The organism is Sporofaciens sp. SGI.106 (genome assembly GCF_050314255.1).
GTDB lineage: Bacteria > Bacillota > Clostridia > Lachnospirales > Lachnospiraceae > Claveliimonas.
In genome coordinates this window covers 17,842-34,911 of sequence record NZ_JBNPMZ010000009.1, presented here as the reverse complement: position 1 = coordinate 34,911, position 17,070 = coordinate 17,842, and the positions used below count along the sequence as shown (strand labels likewise).

Genomic DNA, 17,070 nt, shown 5'->3' with positions numbered 1-17,070 from the left:
AAACTTAATCCAGCAGGAACTCACACATCACATAATTGCTGACGTCCAGTCCCTGCTCTGTAAGACAGAGAATATCTTTATCGGGACCTTCTTCACAAAGAAGGTCCTGTTTTAATAGTTTTTCAATTTCATCGCCGTATACAGTCATAATATCATTTTTAAAGATATCTTTAAATTTCTTTTTTGATATTCCTTTTATCTTTCTAAGCCCCAGAAACATATACTCTTCCATCTGTTCTTTTTTGCTCAATTCTTCTATATCATGATAAGCATTATTTACCCCGCTTGTCTCTGACCACGGTTCTGAGAAAAGGAACTCCCGGCTCCAGAATTCATTATATTCCTCCAGACTGTCCGTCTCCTTCCAGCGGGTTTCATTCATCAGAGAGGCTGCGCCAATCCCAATTCCAAGATATTCCTTCCGTTCCCAGTATCCCAGATTATGACGGCATTCATATCCCTGCATAGCATAATTTGATATCTCATAACGCTGATATCCATATTCTCTCAGGATTTCCGATGTACGGCGATACATTCTCCGCTCCATATCTTCGTCTGGTAAAGACTCTCTTCCTCCCGGATTACAGCCGACGCCATTTTCTCCATACAGATCATAAAAAGGGGTTCCCTCTTCAATGATAAGACTGTATGCCGATATATGTTCCGGAGCCAGCTCTGCCACTGTTCTTAAGGTGTCCTCATAGCTCTCCTCTGTCTGTCCCGGCAGTGCTGACATCAGATCAATATTTACATTCTCAAATCCTGCTTTTCTAACCATTACATAGGTGTCGATAAAGTCCTCATAGGTATGAATTCTTCCAAGAACTCTAAGTTCATGGTTATTCGTTGACTGTAGTCCGATACTCAGTCTGTTAATTCCTGCTTTTTTGCAGGCCCGAAGCTTCTCTTCTGTCACCGTCCCCGGATTCATTTCCATCGTAATCTCCGCATTCTCATCCACCTGAAAGGTCTCATATACCGCCCGGAAAATTACCTCTATCTGCTCCGGTTCTAATATGGACGGCGTTCCTCCCCCCATAAAAATACTGACGACATTATAAGCCTTCGCAGGCGCGCTGTAAGCACGGATATTCCTGCAAAGGCTTTCCACATACCTCTGTCTTTCCTGCCCGGAAGCAGGTGCAGACAGAAAGTCACAGTATTTACATTTACGGATACAGAAGGGGATATGAAGATACAGCTCCAATTCTTTCACATTGCTTTCACTCATCTTCTCTCACTCACCCATCTTTTCAAGACTCGCTTACTTATCATCCAGCTTCAAAACACTCATGAATGCTTTCTGCGGAATCTCTACATTTCCCACCTGGCGCATTCGTTTCTTTCCTTCCTTCTGTTTTTCCAGAAGTTTTCTCTTACGGCTGATATCGCCACCGTAGCATTTTGCAAGGACGTCCTTTCGCATTGCTTTAACGGTCTCTCTGGCAATGATCTTGCTGCCGATTGCCGCCTGAATCGGAATCTCAAAGAGCTGTCTCGGGATTTCCTCTTTCAGCTTTTCACACATCTTGCGTCCTCTCTCATAGGCCGTTCCGCCATGCACAATGAAGGAAAGCGCATCCACTTCCTCCTTATTAATCAGGATATCCAGCTTTACAAGTTCAGACTGCTGATAGCCAAGCATCTCATAATCAAAGGAAGCATATCCTCTGGAACGTGACTTCAATGCATCGAAGAAATCATAGATAATCTCATTCAACGGCAGGTGATATCGAAGTACCGCCCTGGTCTCCTCGATATACTCCATTCCCTGATAGATTCCTCTTCTCTCCTGGCACAGATCCATAATGGCACCAATGAACTCCGATGTCACCATAATCTCCGCTTTTACCATAGGCTCTTCCATATAATCTATCTCGGAAGGATCCGGCAGATTGGACGGATTCGTCAGATCAATGACCTCCCCATTGGTCTTATGCACTTTATAAATAACTCCCGGTGCAGTCGTCACCAGATCCAAATTGTACTCTCTCTCCAGACGCTCCTGAATAATCTCCAGATGAAGAAGTCCCAGGAAACCGCAGCGGAATCCAAATCCAAGGGCAATGGATGTCTCCGGCTCAAACTGAAGAGACGCATCATTCAACTGCAGTTTCTCCAGTGCATCCCGAAGATCCGGATATTTTGCTCCGTCTGCCGGATACATACCGCAATACACCATAGGATTTACCTTCTTATATCCCGGAAGAGGTTCCGCACACGGATTTACTGCATTTGTAATGGTATCACCCACGCGGGTATCTTTTACATTTTTTAAACTTGCAGTAATATATCCTACCATGCCTGCGCTTAATTCCTGACACGGAATAAACTGGCCGGCTCCAAAATATCCTACCTCAACGACCTCCGCTGTCGCTCCGGTTGCCATCATCTTAATCGGTGTTCCCTTCTTTACCGTTCCTTCTTTTATACGGCAGAACACAATGACTCCTTTATAGGAATCATATACTGAATCGAAGATCAATGCTTTCAGCGGAGCCTTCGGGTCTCCTTCCGGAGCAGGAATTTTTGTGATAATCTGTTCCAGCACCTCTTCCACATTTACGCCTGTCTTTGCAGAAATAAGCGGTGCCTCTGTAGCTTCGATTCCGATAACATCTTCAATTTCTTCAATAACGCGCTCCGGATCCGCACTGGGCAGATCGATTTTATTGATAACCGGAAGCACATCCAGATCATGATCCAGCGCAAGATATACATTGGCCAGAGTCTGTGCCTCCACTCCCTGGGCTGCATCCACCACAAGGATCGCACCGTCACAGGCAGCCAGACTTCTGGACACCTCATAATTAAAATCCACGTGTCCCGGAGTATCAATCAGGTTAAAAATATACTCCTCTCCTGATTTTGACTTATACACCGTTCGAACTGTCTGGGCCTTAATGGTGATTCCACGCTCACGCTCCAGCTCCATATTATCCAAAACCTGAGACTGCATCTCCCGGCTGGTCAGAAGACCGGTCATCTCGATGATGCGGTCCGCCAGGGTTGATTTGCCATGGTCAATATGGGCAATAATACAAAAATTACGAATTTTACTCTGATCTATCTCTGACATTTCTATTACTCCTTTATTCTGCTTTTTCTATATTCAGGATTATTATACTTTTCCCCTCTTCTTCAGGATAAATATTTCCACACTCATCACATCATTTAACCGGCCTGTCTTTACACATTCTTCAAGCTCTGCCGCCTCTTCCATGATTGCACGAAGCTCGTCCTTAGAGAAATTCCGGCACTGATCCATATACTTTCCCGCCACAAAGGGGTGAAGTCCTGCCTCCTGAGCCACCTGTTTCTTTCCATACCCTTTTTTCACCAGTTCCTGAACCTCCAGAAGAAGCTTGAACTGACGGGCCAGAAGATAGAGAATCCGCATAGGCGGTTCCTTGAGTGCCAGCAGATCATAATAATAATCCAGCGCCTTCTTCTGATTCTGACAGGCAACAGCTTCTATCATCTCAAAAATTTTATTGGTAATCTGAGTGGTACAGATCGCATCTACATCCTCTGCCCGGATCTCCTCTCTGTCAACAGTGTAACAGAAAAGTTTCTCAAGCTCCTTTTCCAGATTCTCCATATCTGTACCTGTCTTTGCGATCAAATACCGGACTGTAGACTCCTGAATCTTCTTTTCTTCCCTTTTTACCATGCCGAGAATCCAGAGCATCAGAGTCTTCTCATCCTGTCTGCCAAGTTCCACGGCCCGCCCTTTATCCTTCACAGCCTTATATAGCCTGCCGCGCTTATCCACCTCATTTTCCACAAATAAAAAACAGGCAGTATCCGGCATCTGTTTTACATAGTCTGCCAGCTCCGGTGAGGCATTTTTAAAAAAACCCGAGTCTTCTACCACAATTAATCGACGGTCAGCAAAAAAGGGCATAGTCTCCGCCAGGTCAATCAGCTCCGATGGTGGGATTCCCTTTCCTTCATAATGGGCATAATTCATCGTATCCCCCTCCGGAAGCAGGGCTTTGGTAAGCCGCTCTTTATACTGCTTTTTCAGATACGCCTCTTCACCGAACAGCAGGTATACATTCTTAAATTGTCCAGTCTTCATATCTTCATTCAAAGTTTTCATAGCATTTATTATACTGGAAAATCTTCAGCTTGGCTACTGTTTTTCCTTCCATTCTGAGAATAACCGCTCCCCCGTCCGCAGTATTATATATTCTGCATCCGCATTTTACAAGACGTTTCATCGTCTCCGCGTGGGGATGTCCATAGGGATTTTCTGCCCCCGCAGAAATGAGGGCAGCTTTCGGCTTCACTCGATTCAGAAATTCCGCACAGGTTGAGTTTCTGGAACCATGATGGGCAACCTTCAGGATTTCATATTTCTCTGAAAGCATTTTGCAGACTTCCTCTTCCCCTTTTCCTTCCAGATCCCCGGTAAACAGCATATCCATTGCATCATAAGAAACAGAAAGCACCATGGATGAGGCATTCCCTTTCTCAGTTTCCGTGTTTCGTCCGGGGAACAGACTGGTCAAAGACAGTTTCTTTATTTTTAACTGATCCCCCGGCTCCATAACACAAACCGGAATACCCTCACTTTCCGCAGTTGCCGCCAAATCACAAAGTGCTCCGTCCCATGTTTCCTCCACCGGCAGCACCAATGCACCAATCTTAATTCCCTGCCTTTGTCTTTCCAGAAGTTCCTGTATACCATTCATATGATCTGCATCCCCGTGAGAAACAAAAATATAATCGAGTCGGTTTACACCCCTTACTTTCAGAAAAGGTTCTATACGGTATTGCCCCACATTCTTAACATCACTGCTTCCACCATCCACCAGACAGGTAATCCCTCCCTTTTCCCGAAGAAATGTACAATCCCCCTGTCCCACATCCACCATGGTAATCTCAAGCTCAGGCTGTCTGATAAAAGGGCAATTAGCCAAAAGTATCAGGAATCCTGCCACCGGAAGCAGTATTCTGATTCTGCCGCGTTCCCGGACAGACAGGTAAACAAAAGCGATTAGGCACAGATAATAGAAGAAAATCCAGAAAAATCCCGGGCGCCCGGTTATGACCCGATATCCCGGTAGCATTTCTGTCATTTGACACAACGCCTCAAACACAGACAGGATCCATTTGCAGATATAAATAAAGAACAATCCTCCTCCCGTCCACAAAAGTCCCGTCACACTCCCCAGGATAGCCATAAGCATCAGTACACTCATCAGAGGAACAACGATAAGATTCAGTATACAGGCATATAACGGGAATTCAAAAAAGTGGTACAAAAGAATCGGAAATGTGGCAAGCTGTATCGCAAGACTTGCTCTAAGTCCCTGTGTTAATGTAACCTTTATCCCCTTTTCCCCTTTTTTCTGTCCACAGATCATCGTCAGCAAGAAGACCCCGAGCACTGCTCCGAAGGACAACTGAAATCCCCCGTCATAATAAGATAAAGGTCTCCACAATATAACGCAGACAGCCGAAACCGCTATGGATGTGCGCATATCACAGACTCTCCCGCTCATATCAGCACCAACCCGGAATAAAAACATAATCACCGCCCGCATGGCGGATATACTCATTCCGATCATCAGGATATACAGCCCCATAAAAATCATTCCCACTGCACCGCCCGCAATATATGAGCCGGTTATTCTTCGCATAAAGCGATAAAAAAAGATTCCGATCAGAGAAATGTGCAGTCCCGAAATCGCCAGCACATGAGCAATTCCATTTCTTTGATACAGTTCCTTAATCTCCGATTCCATCCCCGTCTTATCTCCCAGAAGCATGGCACACAGGATACCGCCTTTTTCCTCCCCTGCCGCCTCCATCAGAAAGGCTTTCCATGCTTCACGAAATTCCATCAGTTTCTCTTTCAGATGATTCTCTCTCTTATTCACTATCCGGATTTCTGCTGCCCACATACTTCCTGCTATCTTTTGTTTCTTATAGTAGAATTTTCGATCAAAATTCCCCGGATTTCTCTCCTCATCGAAATACGATATCTCACCTTTCGCTTCAATACTGTTTCCGATCAGAACTTCCATTTTACTGTTGTCATAAAGAATAATTTCAGGATTTTTTATAGATCTCTTCTGATATGTCAGAGAACTGTTTTTCAGATACAGAATTTGATAATCAGACATTTCTTTTCTATCGGCCACCTGGCCGGATACCGCCGCCTGCTCTCCGGGCGGTATCCATGTTTCTATAGATGATGCCGTTATATGCGGCAAAACATGTAATCTTCCCATATGAATAACCACAAAGGAAGACACAAGAAACAAAAGGCTCAAAGAAAACAATATTCTTTCTTTAAATATCTTTTTCAATACTTTTTTACTCCTCCACAATGTCCAGATCTCTGGAAATCGGTTTACTCAGATCCACCACATCATGAAACACCACGTCAGTCTTTCCATTCACAGATATCTGTACCTGGCTGGTATTTCCTCCCTCTATGATTGTATTTACCAGAGATAGAATCGTAATTTTAGGATTGATATCATACCCTTCCATCAAAAATCCCTCATCAAAATTCACATAGCAGATTCCTTCCTTCACCGAAATTCCCAAAAGCTTTGTCTCCGGTGGTATGGTCGCTTTTAAACTGCCGCTGTCTGGTCCTTTTATCAGCTGCTCCACTAGTACTTTTTCAATAGACATATTGCTGCTATAACGGACTTCTCTTTTCTCCCGCTTCAGCTTGTCACCATTCCCATTCGCAAAGAAAAGAGTCATAGAAGCACGTTGATAAGAATTGAGTGCCATTCCCGTATTTTGAACAAAATCCTCAGCTCTCATATACCCTATCTCCTGACCACTCTTATCCGTCAGTGCTTCCTGTCCTACATAAATTTTTACCATATCCACTCCATCAATCTGCACAAACGACTGGACAAGTGCCGCCCGGCAGAGCGTTTCCTCCACTGTTCCCATTGTGGCATAATCCTCATCAAAATAGAGATCCAGTTTTCCATCCTCAAGTGTATATTTTTCCACACGCACTTTCAATGGCATAGGAGAATGATACTCAGCCGGATCCTCTGTATGCCCAAAGCCCTCCAGTATATTCTCCACTTCCTCCCGGGCGTTTTCTCCTTTCCAGTCATATGCTTTTTTTACCAGAGGTCCTTCCTCTTCATTGATATAATAAAGATAGGGTTCACCCTCTTTCGGATCACCTTTCCGATTACATCCGACAGCCACCAACGTCAGGATCAAAACAAGCGAAAGAATCTCAAATTTCTTTTTCCTCATACTTTCACCCCCTACACAACGTAACTGATCGGTATGCGAACCGTAAATGTGGTACCCTCACCCACCTGACTGAACACCTTAATTGCTCCTCTATGCATTACAACCACACTTCTGGCAATCGACAGCCCCAGTCCGGTACCACCGATCTCCCGGGAATGTGACTTGTCTACCCGATAGAACCTCTCAAATATATGCTCTTTTGATTCTTCGGGAATCCCGATACCGGAATCTGCCACCTCTATATAAAAATAGCGGTGATCTGCATTCAGAGATACATGAACCCATCCGTTTTCATGGTTATACTTAATCGCATTTTCCACAAGATTAGAAATAGCGAGTGTAAGTTTCACTTCATCCACTTCTGCTGTTACCGGGCGAAAGCTCTCATACACCAGCTCAATATTGTTTTTTGCAGCAATAGGCCGCAGACGTTTGAGAATCCGTTCCACCAACTCATTAATATTCTCAGACTTTATATTCAGAGCAGACGCCGTCTTATCCATACGGACCAGAGAAAGAAGATCATTAATAATCTTATTTTCTCTCTCGATCTCTTCCGACATATCTGTCATAAATTCCTGATAGATTTCTACCGGAACATCCTGCTGAGCGAGAAGAGAATCGGCCAACACTTTCATAGATGTCAGCGGTGTCTTAAGCTCATGCGAAACATTGGAAACAAACTCCTGCCTGGATTCATCCAGAACTTTAAGCCGTCCCAGCATCTTATTGAACGCCTCCGAAATCCTCATTGTTTCCGCATACGTGTTCTCCTGAAGATAATTATCTTCATATCCTTCCGTAACCGCTTCGATAGAACGTGTAATTCTTTCAAATGGCCTCATCATGACCGTTCCCAGAATCACCGCCAGAACCAGTACCGCAATACCGATGATTCCTCCTGCAATATTCGATTTGACACGAAGCATGTCCATAGTTGCTGCAATGGTATCTGTTGACACACTGACCAGCATAACTCCGGAGACTTTTTCATCTTCTTCCAGAATCGGTGTCGTCACTTCAATATAATGATTTTTCTTGTCATAATGACTATTACCTTTTCCTTTTAGGCACTTAATAATGTCTTTTGATATAATAATCTTTCCTTTTTCAAGATTATATGTGTCTTCAACAATTCGTAATTCATCATCAACCACAAGTATCCTTCCGTTATAGATACTGGATAACTGTGTCAGTTCTGTCCGGATAACCTCAGATGTGCCATTGACCAGATATTTAGAGCTGCCCAATTGATTACAAAGAATCGTGCATTGATTCTGAATTTCCGCAGTCCGCACGTCAACTGCCCGTCTCTCATAGCTTTCCAGCATAATTAACCGGATGATCAGGCAGGGGATTACCCCTACCACCATCAGCCAGAAAACAATTCTGAGACGCAGACTTTTCAAATATTTCTTTTTAAAATATGGTCTAACCCCTGAAATAATAGCCAACACCCCACTTCGTATACACGTATTTCGGATCACTTGGATGTGTTTCAATCTTCTCGCGCAAACGACGGATATGTACATCGACCGTTCTTGCATCTCCCGGATACTCATATCCCCACACAATATTCAGAAGGTTTTCACGACTGTACACTTTATTGGGATTCGTAGCCAGGAGCTCCAGAAGATCAAATTCCTTTGCTGTAAGATTGATCTCACGATCACCGATAAATACTCTTCGGCCTTCGCAGTCAATCTTCATCTCACCCTTGACCACTATCTTACCGGTCTCATTTTCATCCCGTCTCTTTCCGGTCCGGCGCATGATTGCTTTGATACGTGCCTTCACCTCCAGAATGTTGAAAGGTTTTGTTATGTAATCATCCGCACCATACTCCAGTCCCAGAATTTTATCCATATCTTCGCCCTTTGCTGTCAGCATAATGATCGGTACATCAGAGTATTCCCGAATCTGCTGACACACTTCAAAGCCATCGTGTTTGGGAAGCATGATATCAAGTAAAATCATGTCATATGCATTCTCTCTCGCAAGACGAAGAGCTTCCTCCCCATCATAAGCACAATCTACCTGCATTCCATCCTGCTCCAGACTGAATCGGATTCCCTTTACGATCAGCTTCTCATCATCAACTACCAAAACCCTTTTACTCATTTAATTCATCTCCCTCTATATCCCTATCTGGTCCTTGATTTTCTCATAGGTTCCCTGTTTAATTCCCTCTACCTGCATCAGCTCTTCTACACTGTCAAATCCGCCATGAGTTTGCCTGTATTCAAGAATTGCCTCCGCCTTTCGCTCGCCAATTCCCGTCAAAGTCATCAGCTCCTCTTTACCGGCCCTGTTAATATTCACTCTGTCGTCTGACTCCGATGTACCTGCAGAATTATTGACAGAATTATCATTCTGCCACAGCCCATTGGCACTCTGTTCCTGTACCTCTTCCCGGGAGGGAATATATATCTTCTGTCCATCCTCAAGAAAAGCTGCCTGATTGATACACTCATCAGCCGCATCCTGAAGCATGCCGCCTGCTGCCTCAACAGCATCACAGATTCTGCTTCCGGCTTCCAGCTCATAGACTCCCGGCACCGCTACCCGGCCGCACACATGAACTGCCAGAGGCTCCGCGCGTTCTTCTTCTCTGCCTCCGGAATCTTCTTCCAGTTCTTCTTTCTCCTCATCAGATTCTTCCGGGATAACTGCATCTTCCAGAGAAATGCTTTCTTTTTCTTCCTTATGGCATCCGATGCAAAATACAGATAAAACCATACAGAAAATCCATAATCCTAATCTTACTTTTCCCTTTGTCTTTCGCATAAAATCCTCCTTTACAGCATGTCGAAACTGTAAATGCCCCTCTTATGCCTAGACATAGTTAATTGTACTATTTCCACTGAAAAATTGCAACTCCAATCAGAGCCAGTACCATACCTCCGACTTTTCTCCATTCCAGCGGTTCCTTTTCCACGCCAAATAACCCAAAAAGCTCAATCAAATAAGCTACAATAAGCTGTGAGATTACAATTAACAGAGCTGCTTTTGCCGGTCCAAGCTGCTCCATGCTCTTAATAACCGTCCATGTAATCCCCGCACCGATTACGCCTCCCAAAAGCATGTATCTGGGTTCCACTTTTCCGATAGCACTGATACTGTCTCTGCCCATAACCAGCCAGGCAAGAACGCATACAACAAATGCACTGAACTGCACCCATCCGTTGCTGACCCACATTCCTGTCGTCTTCGTTACCTGCGTATTAAATACCCCCTGCACACTCATGAGCGCTCCTGATAAAAGAGCAATCAAAAAACCAATCATAGACATACCTCCTGTTTTTTTCAGTATATCCGATGATTGGTCTTTTCATTCTCTATTTCAGAGAATACATCTCTTCCCCGTCATTGAGAATTGCCGTTCCGATACCCTTGTTGGTAAATATCTCAAGCAGCAGACAATGCGGAATTCGTCCATCCAGAATATGAACTCTGGATACGCCATTTTCAATAGCCTCTATACAGTTATTAAGCTTCGGAAGCATACCGCCGCCAATATAACCGTCTTCCATAAGTTTATGGGCTTCTGATACCTTAAGTTCGGAAATCAAAGTTTCCGGATCCTTCGGGTCTTTATATACTCCCTCAATGTCCGTCAAAAATGCCAGCTTCTCTGCATGCATCGCTCTCGCAATCGCACACGCAGCATCATCAGCATTGATATTATAGGTAAGGAAATTATCATCCAGTCCTACCGGACACACGATCGGCAGAAAGTCCTTCTCCAGCAGATCATAGAGAATATCTGCATTTACCTTCTGAACCTCACCAACAAATCCAATATCCTCTCCGTCTGCATATTTCTTCGTTACATTCAGAAGTCCTCCATCCTTGCCGCTGATTCCAATAGCGCGGACTCCCAGACTCTCCACCAGCTTCACCAGTTCTTTATTCACCTTGCCAAGTACCATCTCAGCCAGTTCCATTGTATCCTCATCCGTTACACGCAGACCATTAATAAACTTCGGTTCCATTCCAACCTTGCTTACCCAGCGGCTGATTTCCTTACCACCGCCATGTACAATAATCGGCTTGAATCCAACCAGTTTCAGAAGTGTCACATCCTGAATCACCTGTTCTTTCAAAGTCTCGTCTACCATGGCACTTCCGCCGTATTTTACTACAATTACCTTCCGGTTAAATCTCTGGATATAAGGAAGCGCCTCAATCAGCACTTCCGCCTTATCCAGATATTTCTGCATACTTTTATCCATTTTTTAAACTCCCAGCTTCTGTTCTTACTTTTCCGTTTCTTAGCTTCTGTAATCTGCATTAATGTCGATGTATCCGTGAGTCAGGTCACAGCCCCATGCAGTTGCCTGTGCATCTCCCATCTTCACATCTGCGATAGCTGTTACCTCAGATTCAGAAAGAATCTTCGTAGCTTCTTCCTCACTGTAATCTACCGCTGTACCATTCTCAATAATCTGAATCTTTCCTGCCTTACTCTCAAAGAATAAATCTACCTGCTCCGGATCAAACTGCGCGCCTGAATATCCCATTGCACAGAGAATTCTTCCCCAGTTTGCATCATGACCTGCAATCGCTGTTTTGGTCAGGTTCGAGCAGACGATAGATTTTGCCAGAACTTTGGCCTGCTCTACGCTTTCTCCTCCAACTACCTTTACTTCAAAGAGAGCAGTTGCACCCTCGCCATCTCCTGCAATTTTCTTAGCCAGGTACTCGTTAATCACATGCAGTGCATTTTTAAACTCTTCATATTCTTCTGTTCCATATTCGATTGTCTTATTCTCTGCCATTCCATTAGCCAGAAGCACAACCGTATCATTGGTAGATGTATCTCCATCCACAGAGATCATATTATATGTATCGCCTACGTCTTCACTCAGCGCTTTCTGGAGAGCTTCCTTTGTGATAACTGCATCCGTTGTAATAAATGCAAGCATCGTGCACATATTCGGATGAATCATACCGGAACCTTTTGCCATACCTCCGATCGTCACTGTTTTATCTCCCACCTGTATAGTCACTGCAAGCTCTTTTTCACAGGTATCTGTAGTCATAATTGCTTTTGCAGCCTCTGTTCCGTTCTCGATAGAGTCATTCTTCTTTCCAGCCAGAACTTTAATACCTGCAACCAGACGGTCGATAGGCATCTGCTTTCCGATAACGCCGGTAGATCCGATCAGGACACCATCGGCTGACACACCGAGAGCCTCTGCTGCCGCATCAGCTGTATCCTTACAGTATCCAAATCCTTCCGCTCCAGTACAGGCATTAGCAATTCCTGAGTTTACAATGACAGCCTGTGCTTTCTTTCCGCTATCTACAACCTGACGATCCCATTTTACCGGAGCTGCTTTTACTACATTTGTAGTAAAGGTACCTGCCACTTCACATGGAACCTGGCTGTATACCAGTGCCATATCTGTACGATCCTTATACTTAATTCCAGCTGCTGTGCTGGCTGCTTCGAATCCTTTTGCCGCGGTTACTCCGCCTTTGATAATTTCCATCTTATTTCCACCTTTCCTACTGCTCATTAAACGCAGTTATATTTTCTTCATTTAATGTAAAATCATAATAATTCAAATCAAGACGTTTCGTCCATCCAATCGTGTTCCAAAATGCATTCCCGATGTCATTCTTCGTAAATGCGATCAGGCAGACCTTATTTATTTCCTCTGCCTTCAGGGCTTCCATGGCACGTACCACCATAGCCTTGCCTATTCCATGTCTGCGGTACCCTTCATCCACACACACATGATAAAAACATCCGCGTCTTCCATCATGTCCGCACAGAATACTTCCTACAATTCTGCCATCTTCTACTGCTACTACACTGGTAGTCGGATTTCTCTTAAGAAACCTTGCAACACCTTCTCTGGAATCATCCATGCTTCTGATCCCAAATCCACGGATTTTCTTCCAGAGGTGATATACCTCATCATAGTCATCAATAGTCATTACTCTTATCATATAGTACCTCTTCCATCGTTATTATTAAGGGAACATCGGAACCAGATTCAGTCCTTCCGCCTCATCCAGACCAAACATCAGATTCATATTCTGCACTGCCTGTCCGGCCGCACCTTTTACCAGGTTGTCAATTGCTCCAATCATGATAATACGGTTTGTTCTCGGATCTATCTTAAAATTAATATCTACATAGTTGCTTCCCTCAACCCATTTTGTCTCTGGGAATACGCCCTCATCCAGCACGCGGATGAACTTCTCATCCTTATAATACTTATCATAGACAGCTCTGACCTCATCATAAGTCACATTTTTCTTAAGGGTTGCATACTCGGTTGCAAGAATTCCTCTGTTCATAGGAACCAGATGAGGTGTAAAGTTAATGACAACATCCTCTCCGGATGCATAACTCAGTTGCTCCTCAATCTCCGGTGTATGTCTGTGAGAAGCAATTCCGTACGCTTTCATATTCTCATTTACTTCACAGAACAGATTCGGAAGCTTAGCGCCTCTTCCTGCTCCGGAAGTTCCTGATTTTGCATCTACAATGAGAGTCTTCATATCAATAAGACCCTCTTTTGCCAGCGGATATGCTGTCAGAATGGAGCATGTCGTATAACATCCCGGATTCGCAACTAATCTCGCTTTTTTCACATCTTCTCTGTTTATTTCGCAGAGTCCATACACTGCTTCTTCAATAAACTGCGGACTCTTATGCTCAATATTATACCATTTCTCATAAACATTAACATCTTTAATACGAAAATCCGCGCTCAGATCCACGATTTTTGTCTTTGAAAGAATGTCTTCATTCACCAGTGAAGCACATAATCCCTGTGGTGTTGCTGTAAAGATCACATCTGCCATCTCTGCAAGTTCTTCCATATTATCATCCATGCACTTCGCATCTACAATACGAAACATATTCTGATATACTTCTGCATATTTCTTATCTATATAACTTCTGGATCCGTACCACACAATCTCAGCATCCTTGTGTCCGGTCAGGATTCTCACCAGTTCTCCTCCTGCGTATCCGGTAGAACCAATAATTCCGACTTTAATCATAATTCTCATCCTCTCTTATGTGCAAAGTTATCTGTTAAAGTGTATACCACTTTCTTCCTATTGTAAAGAGTCTTTGCATATTTGATTTTCGATATTGCATAATTATACGCTTATATTGTATATTATGCAAGCATTAAATTAAAAAGATACCGTACATCGGAATTTCACCCCGTGTACGGCACATTTTTACTTTCTTATCTGCCCATTACCAAATATAATATATTTTATTGTCGTCAACGCCTCCAATCCCATCGGTCCCCTTGCATGCAATTTCTGAGTACTGATACCGATTTCCGCGCCAAACCCAAATTCAAATCCGTCTGTAAATCTCGTAGAAGCATTCACGTAAACTGCTGCCGCATCAATTTCATCCTGGAACATCAAAGCGTTCGTATAATTTTCTGTAATAATAGCTTCTGAATGCCCCGTGTTGTAGTAATTAATATGTTCAATTGCTTCATTAATAGAAGAAACAACTTTCAAAGAAATAATTTTATCCAGATATTCTGTTCCCCAATCCCCTTCTGTAGCAGCAATGATCTCAGGATAAATATCTCTTGCAACTTCATCTCCCCGGATTTCCACACCCTTCTTTTTAAGCCGATCACAAATTACCGGTATTGCCTTCCCGGCAATCTGTTCGTGAACCACCAGAGATTCGCATGCATTACAAACTCCTGTACGCTGTGTCTTGGCATTTTCAATAATATTCGCTGCCATCTCAATATCTGCATATTCATCTACGTAAATATGACAGTTTCCTGTACCTGTTTCGATAACCGGTACAGTACTGTTTTTCACAACGTGATCGATCAGACCTTTGCCTCCCCTTGGAATCAGAACATCTATATACTGATTCATCCGAAGCATTTCCGTGACATGCGCCTTATCCGTATCTTCTACCAGAATCACCGAATCTTCCGGCAGATTTTCCATGATAAGTCCTTCCCGTACCACTTGAACGATCGCCTTATTAGAATAAATTGCATCACTTCCGCCTCTTAAAATAGTCACATTACCAGTCTTAAAACACAATCCAAATGCATCCGCAGTTACATTCGGACGGGACTCATAAATAATACCAACAACTCCTAAAGGAACTCTCTTTTTTCCAATCCGCAGCCCATTCGGTCTTATTTTCATTGAAATTACTTCGCCTACAGGATCTTCCAGATCTGCAATCTGATAAAGTCCCTCTGCCATTGCCTCAATCCGCTCTTTTGAAAGTCTCAGTCTGTCTATCAGTGATTCTTTCATTTTCTGTTCTTCTGCCCGGACTATATCTTTCTGATTCTCCTTTAAAATATAATTACTCTGTGCCCGAAGCAGTTCTGCCACTGAACGAAGTCCTCTGTTTTTCTCATCCTGCCCCAAAAGCTGAACACGTTTCACCGCATTCTTAGCTTGCCTGCCAATTGCTTCCATGTAAGTCATAATCTGTACCTCCTGTCTGATAACTTTCTTTTTTCTTACTCAACGCCTCTTTTCGCATCCTTTTTGCAAGTCTTCTATACGGTTCTCTTTCCGGTGCCAGCATATTTTCTGTACCCTCCGCATGCTCACCGGTCAGAAAAAGAGTTCCAACCTTCTTACCCGCCATAATATCATTAATTGTATAAATATTCTGACCATTGGCAATTACCATATCCGCGCCTGAATTTACAGCAATTTTCGCAGCCTCAATCTTTGTTGCCATTCCACCTGTTCCTACATCACTGCCCGCACCTTTCCCCATATTTTCAAGTTCCCGATCTATTTTCACCACAGTATGAATAAAACGGGCATGTGGATTTTTTCTTGGGTCATCCGTATACAAGCCTTCAATATCTGACATTAATATCAGAAGATCAGCCTCTACCAGAGATGCCACATATGCGGCCATAGTATCATTATCACCAAAATTACCGTACATTTCTTTATCAACAGAAATTGCATCGTTTTCATTCACAATCGGAACAACATTCATAGCAAATAATTTATCAAATGTATTCCTTGCATTCTGTGCACAGGTTTTATTCATAATTGACTCCTTTGTCAACAAAACCTGTGCTGTTAACTGACTGTACTCCGCAAAAAGTTTTTCATACATCATCATTAGCCTTCCCTGCCCGACCGCTGCACATGCCTGCCGTACAGCCTGGTCTTTTACATTGCTTTTCACACCCAGAACATTTCTTCCAATTCCAACTGCACCGGATGACACCACTATAATTTCTTTCCCCTGATTTCTCAGATTAATAAGAATGCGTACAAATTTCTCCAGTTTATCCAGATTAATATTTCCGGTCTCTGCATAAGTAATTGTTGATGTACCAACTTTAATCACGATTCGTTTTTTATCTTTCAACATCTCTCTGATTTTCATGATCTTATTTTCCTGCCTTTCATATATAGATTCTGCATTTTATTTAACGAAAAAAACAACGGCAAAAGCATATGTTTTGCCGCTGTCCTTTCAGAATCCAAACATATTCTTTCCTGTAATTCAATATTGAATTTTATGCCATACCAACCCCAAGGGGATTCGGAAAACACGGCACAAAAACAATACTGCTTACAGAAAGTAAAGCAGAGTTCATCACATAAATATTCAAGTCACACTTAAAACTGCTTACACAATTCATGTCGATCACTCCCATCATCAAACCCAGTCCGTTTTTTCTTTTTATTTTCCAACTATTTTATATAAATATTCTGATTTGTCAAGCATATTTTTTCCACATCTTATTTTTATTCATTCGTTTTTATGCAATTTTATACGTTTTAAATGCATATATATTCTTTTTTATGCAT

General features: G+C 43.1%; 15 protein-coding genes. All 15 read right to left on the bottom strand.

The window, feature by feature from the left end; genetic code table 11:
- Positions 1-4: 4 nt before the first annotated feature.
- Positions 5-1,216, bottom strand: a complete 1,212-nt coding sequence (gene hemW / locus ACQRCC_RS08430) for a radical SAM family heme chaperone HemW (RefSeq protein ID WP_427850434.1) — start codon at positions 1,214-1,216, stop codon at positions 5-7.
- Positions 1,217-1,264: 48 nt separating this feature from the next.
- Complete coding sequence (gene lepA, locus ACQRCC_RS08425; RefSeq protein ID WP_427850369.1) at positions 1,265-3,079, bottom strand: translation elongation factor 4; 1,815 nt, start codon at positions 3,077-3,079, stop codon at positions 1,265-1,267.
- Between the two features lie 42 nt (positions 3,080-3,121).
- A complete protein-coding gene (gene holA / locus ACQRCC_RS08420) occupies positions 3,122-4,105 on the bottom strand; it encodes a DNA polymerase III subunit delta (RefSeq protein ID WP_427850368.1) in 984 nt (327 codons plus the stop codon).
- On the bottom strand, positions 4,089-6,296 hold the full coding sequence (locus ACQRCC_RS08415; protein ID WP_427850433.1) for a DNA internalization-related competence protein ComEC/Rec2: 2,208 nt from the start codon (positions 6,294-6,296) through the stop codon (positions 4,089-4,091). Before ACQRCC_RS08415 ends, holA begins: the two co-directional genes overlap by 17 nt.
- A gap of 34 nt (positions 6,297-6,330) precedes the next feature.
- Positions 6,331-7,251: a GerMN domain-containing protein gene (locus ACQRCC_RS08410; RefSeq protein ID WP_427850367.1), complete on the bottom strand. Its 921-nt coding sequence runs from the start codon at positions 7,249-7,251 to the stop codon at positions 6,331-6,333.
- Positions 7,252-7,262: 11 nt separating this feature from the next.
- Positions 7,263-8,738, bottom strand: a complete 1,476-nt coding sequence (locus tag ACQRCC_RS08405) for a sensor histidine kinase (RefSeq protein WP_427850366.1) — start codon at positions 8,736-8,738, stop codon at positions 7,263-7,265.
- A complete protein-coding gene (locus ACQRCC_RS08400; protein WP_427850365.1) occupies positions 8,683-9,372 on the bottom strand; it encodes a response regulator transcription factor in 690 nt (229 codons plus the stop codon). Before ACQRCC_RS08400 ends, ACQRCC_RS08405 begins: the two co-directional genes overlap by 56 nt.
- Before the next feature lie 15 nt (positions 9,373-9,387).
- Positions 9,388-10,038 (bottom strand): helix-hairpin-helix domain-containing protein, encoded by a 651-nt coding sequence (locus tag ACQRCC_RS08395; RefSeq protein WP_427850364.1) that lies wholly within the window; start codon positions 10,036-10,038, stop codon positions 9,388-9,390.
- A 67-nt stretch (positions 10,039-10,105) separates the two neighbouring features.
- Positions 10,106-10,537 carry a DMT family transporter gene (locus ACQRCC_RS08390; RefSeq protein ID WP_427850363.1) on the bottom strand — a complete coding sequence of 144 codons (432 nt, stop codon included), beginning with the start codon at positions 10,535-10,537 and terminating at the stop codon, positions 10,106-10,108.
- Positions 10,538-10,589: 52 nt separating this feature from the next.
- Positions 10,590-11,486, bottom strand: a complete 897-nt coding sequence (gene argB / locus ACQRCC_RS08385) for an acetylglutamate kinase (RefSeq protein WP_427850362.1) — start codon at positions 11,484-11,486, stop codon at positions 10,590-10,592.
- A gap of 39 nt (positions 11,487-11,525) precedes the next feature.
- Entirely contained in the window at positions 11,526-12,749 is a 1,224-nt protein-coding gene (argJ, locus tag ACQRCC_RS08380; RefSeq protein ID WP_427850361.1) for a bifunctional glutamate N-acetyltransferase/amino-acid acetyltransferase ArgJ, read from the bottom strand.
- A gap of 16 nt (positions 12,750-12,765) precedes the next feature.
- Positions 12,766-13,212, bottom strand: coding sequence for a GNAT family N-acetyltransferase (locus ACQRCC_RS08375; RefSeq protein WP_427850360.1), 447 nt, complete (start codon positions 13,210-13,212; stop codon positions 12,766-12,768).
- 24 nt (positions 13,213-13,236) lie between these two features.
- Entirely contained in the window at positions 13,237-14,277 is a 1,041-nt protein-coding gene (argC, locus tag ACQRCC_RS08370) for an N-acetyl-gamma-glutamyl-phosphate reductase (RefSeq protein ID WP_427850359.1), read from the bottom strand.
- A 186-nt stretch (positions 14,278-14,463) separates the two neighbouring features.
- Positions 14,464-15,711 carry a glutamate-5-semialdehyde dehydrogenase gene (locus ACQRCC_RS08365; RefSeq protein ID WP_427850358.1) on the bottom strand — a complete coding sequence of 416 codons (1,248 nt, stop codon included), beginning with the start codon at positions 15,709-15,711 and terminating at the stop codon, positions 14,464-14,466.
- Complete coding sequence (proB, locus tag ACQRCC_RS08360; RefSeq protein ID WP_427850357.1) at positions 15,677-16,642, bottom strand: glutamate 5-kinase; 966 nt, start codon at positions 16,640-16,642, stop codon at positions 15,677-15,679. The genes ACQRCC_RS08365 and proB overlap by 35 nt, the downstream gene beginning before the upstream one ends.
- Positions 16,643-17,070: the final 428 nt, after the last annotated feature.

Bases quoted from the DNA above. Each gene is read 5' to 3' on its own strand.
- ACQRCC_RS08390 (WP_427850363.1), bottom strand. From the start codon at position 10,537: ATGATTGGTTTTTTGATTGCTCTTTTATCAGGAGCGCTCATGAGTGTG.
- argJ (WP_427850361.1), bottom strand. From the start codon at position 12,749: ATGGAAATTATCAAAGGCGGAGTAACCGCGGCAAAAGGATTCGAAGCA.
- ACQRCC_RS08375 (WP_427850360.1), bottom strand. From the start codon at position 13,212: ATGATAAGAGTAATGACTATTGATGACTATGATGAGGTATATCACCTC.
- ACQRCC_RS08365 (WP_427850358.1), bottom strand. From the start codon at position 15,711: ATGACTTACATGGAAGCAATTGGCAGGCAAGCTAAGAATGCGGTGAAA.
- argB (WP_427850362.1), bottom strand. From the start codon at position 11,486: ATGGATAAAAGTATGCAGAAATATCTGGATAAGGCGGAAGTGCTGATT.
- holA (WP_427850368.1), bottom strand. From the start codon at position 4,105: ATGAAAACTTTGAATGAAGATATGAAGACTGGACAATTTAAGAATGTA.
- argC (WP_427850359.1), bottom strand. From the start codon at position 14,277: ATGATTAAAGTCGGAATTATTGGTTCTACCGGATACGCAGGAGGAGAA.
- ACQRCC_RS08400 (WP_427850365.1), bottom strand. From the start codon at position 9,372: ATGAGTAAAAGGGTTTTGGTAGTTGATGATGAGAAGCTGATCGTAAAG.
- proB (WP_427850357.1), bottom strand. From the start codon at position 16,642: ATGAAAATCAGAGAGATGTTGAAAGATAAAAAACGAATCGTGATTAAA.
- lepA (WP_427850369.1), bottom strand. From the start codon at position 3,079: ATGTCAGAGATAGATCAGAGTAAAATTCGTAATTTTTGTATTATTGCC.
- ACQRCC_RS08410 (WP_427850367.1), bottom strand. From the start codon at position 7,251: ATGAGGAAAAAGAAATTTGAGATTCTTTCGCTTGTTTTGATCCTGACG.
- ACQRCC_RS08395 (WP_427850364.1), bottom strand. From the start codon at position 10,038: ATGCGAAAGACAAAGGGAAAAGTAAGATTAGGATTATGGATTTTCTGT.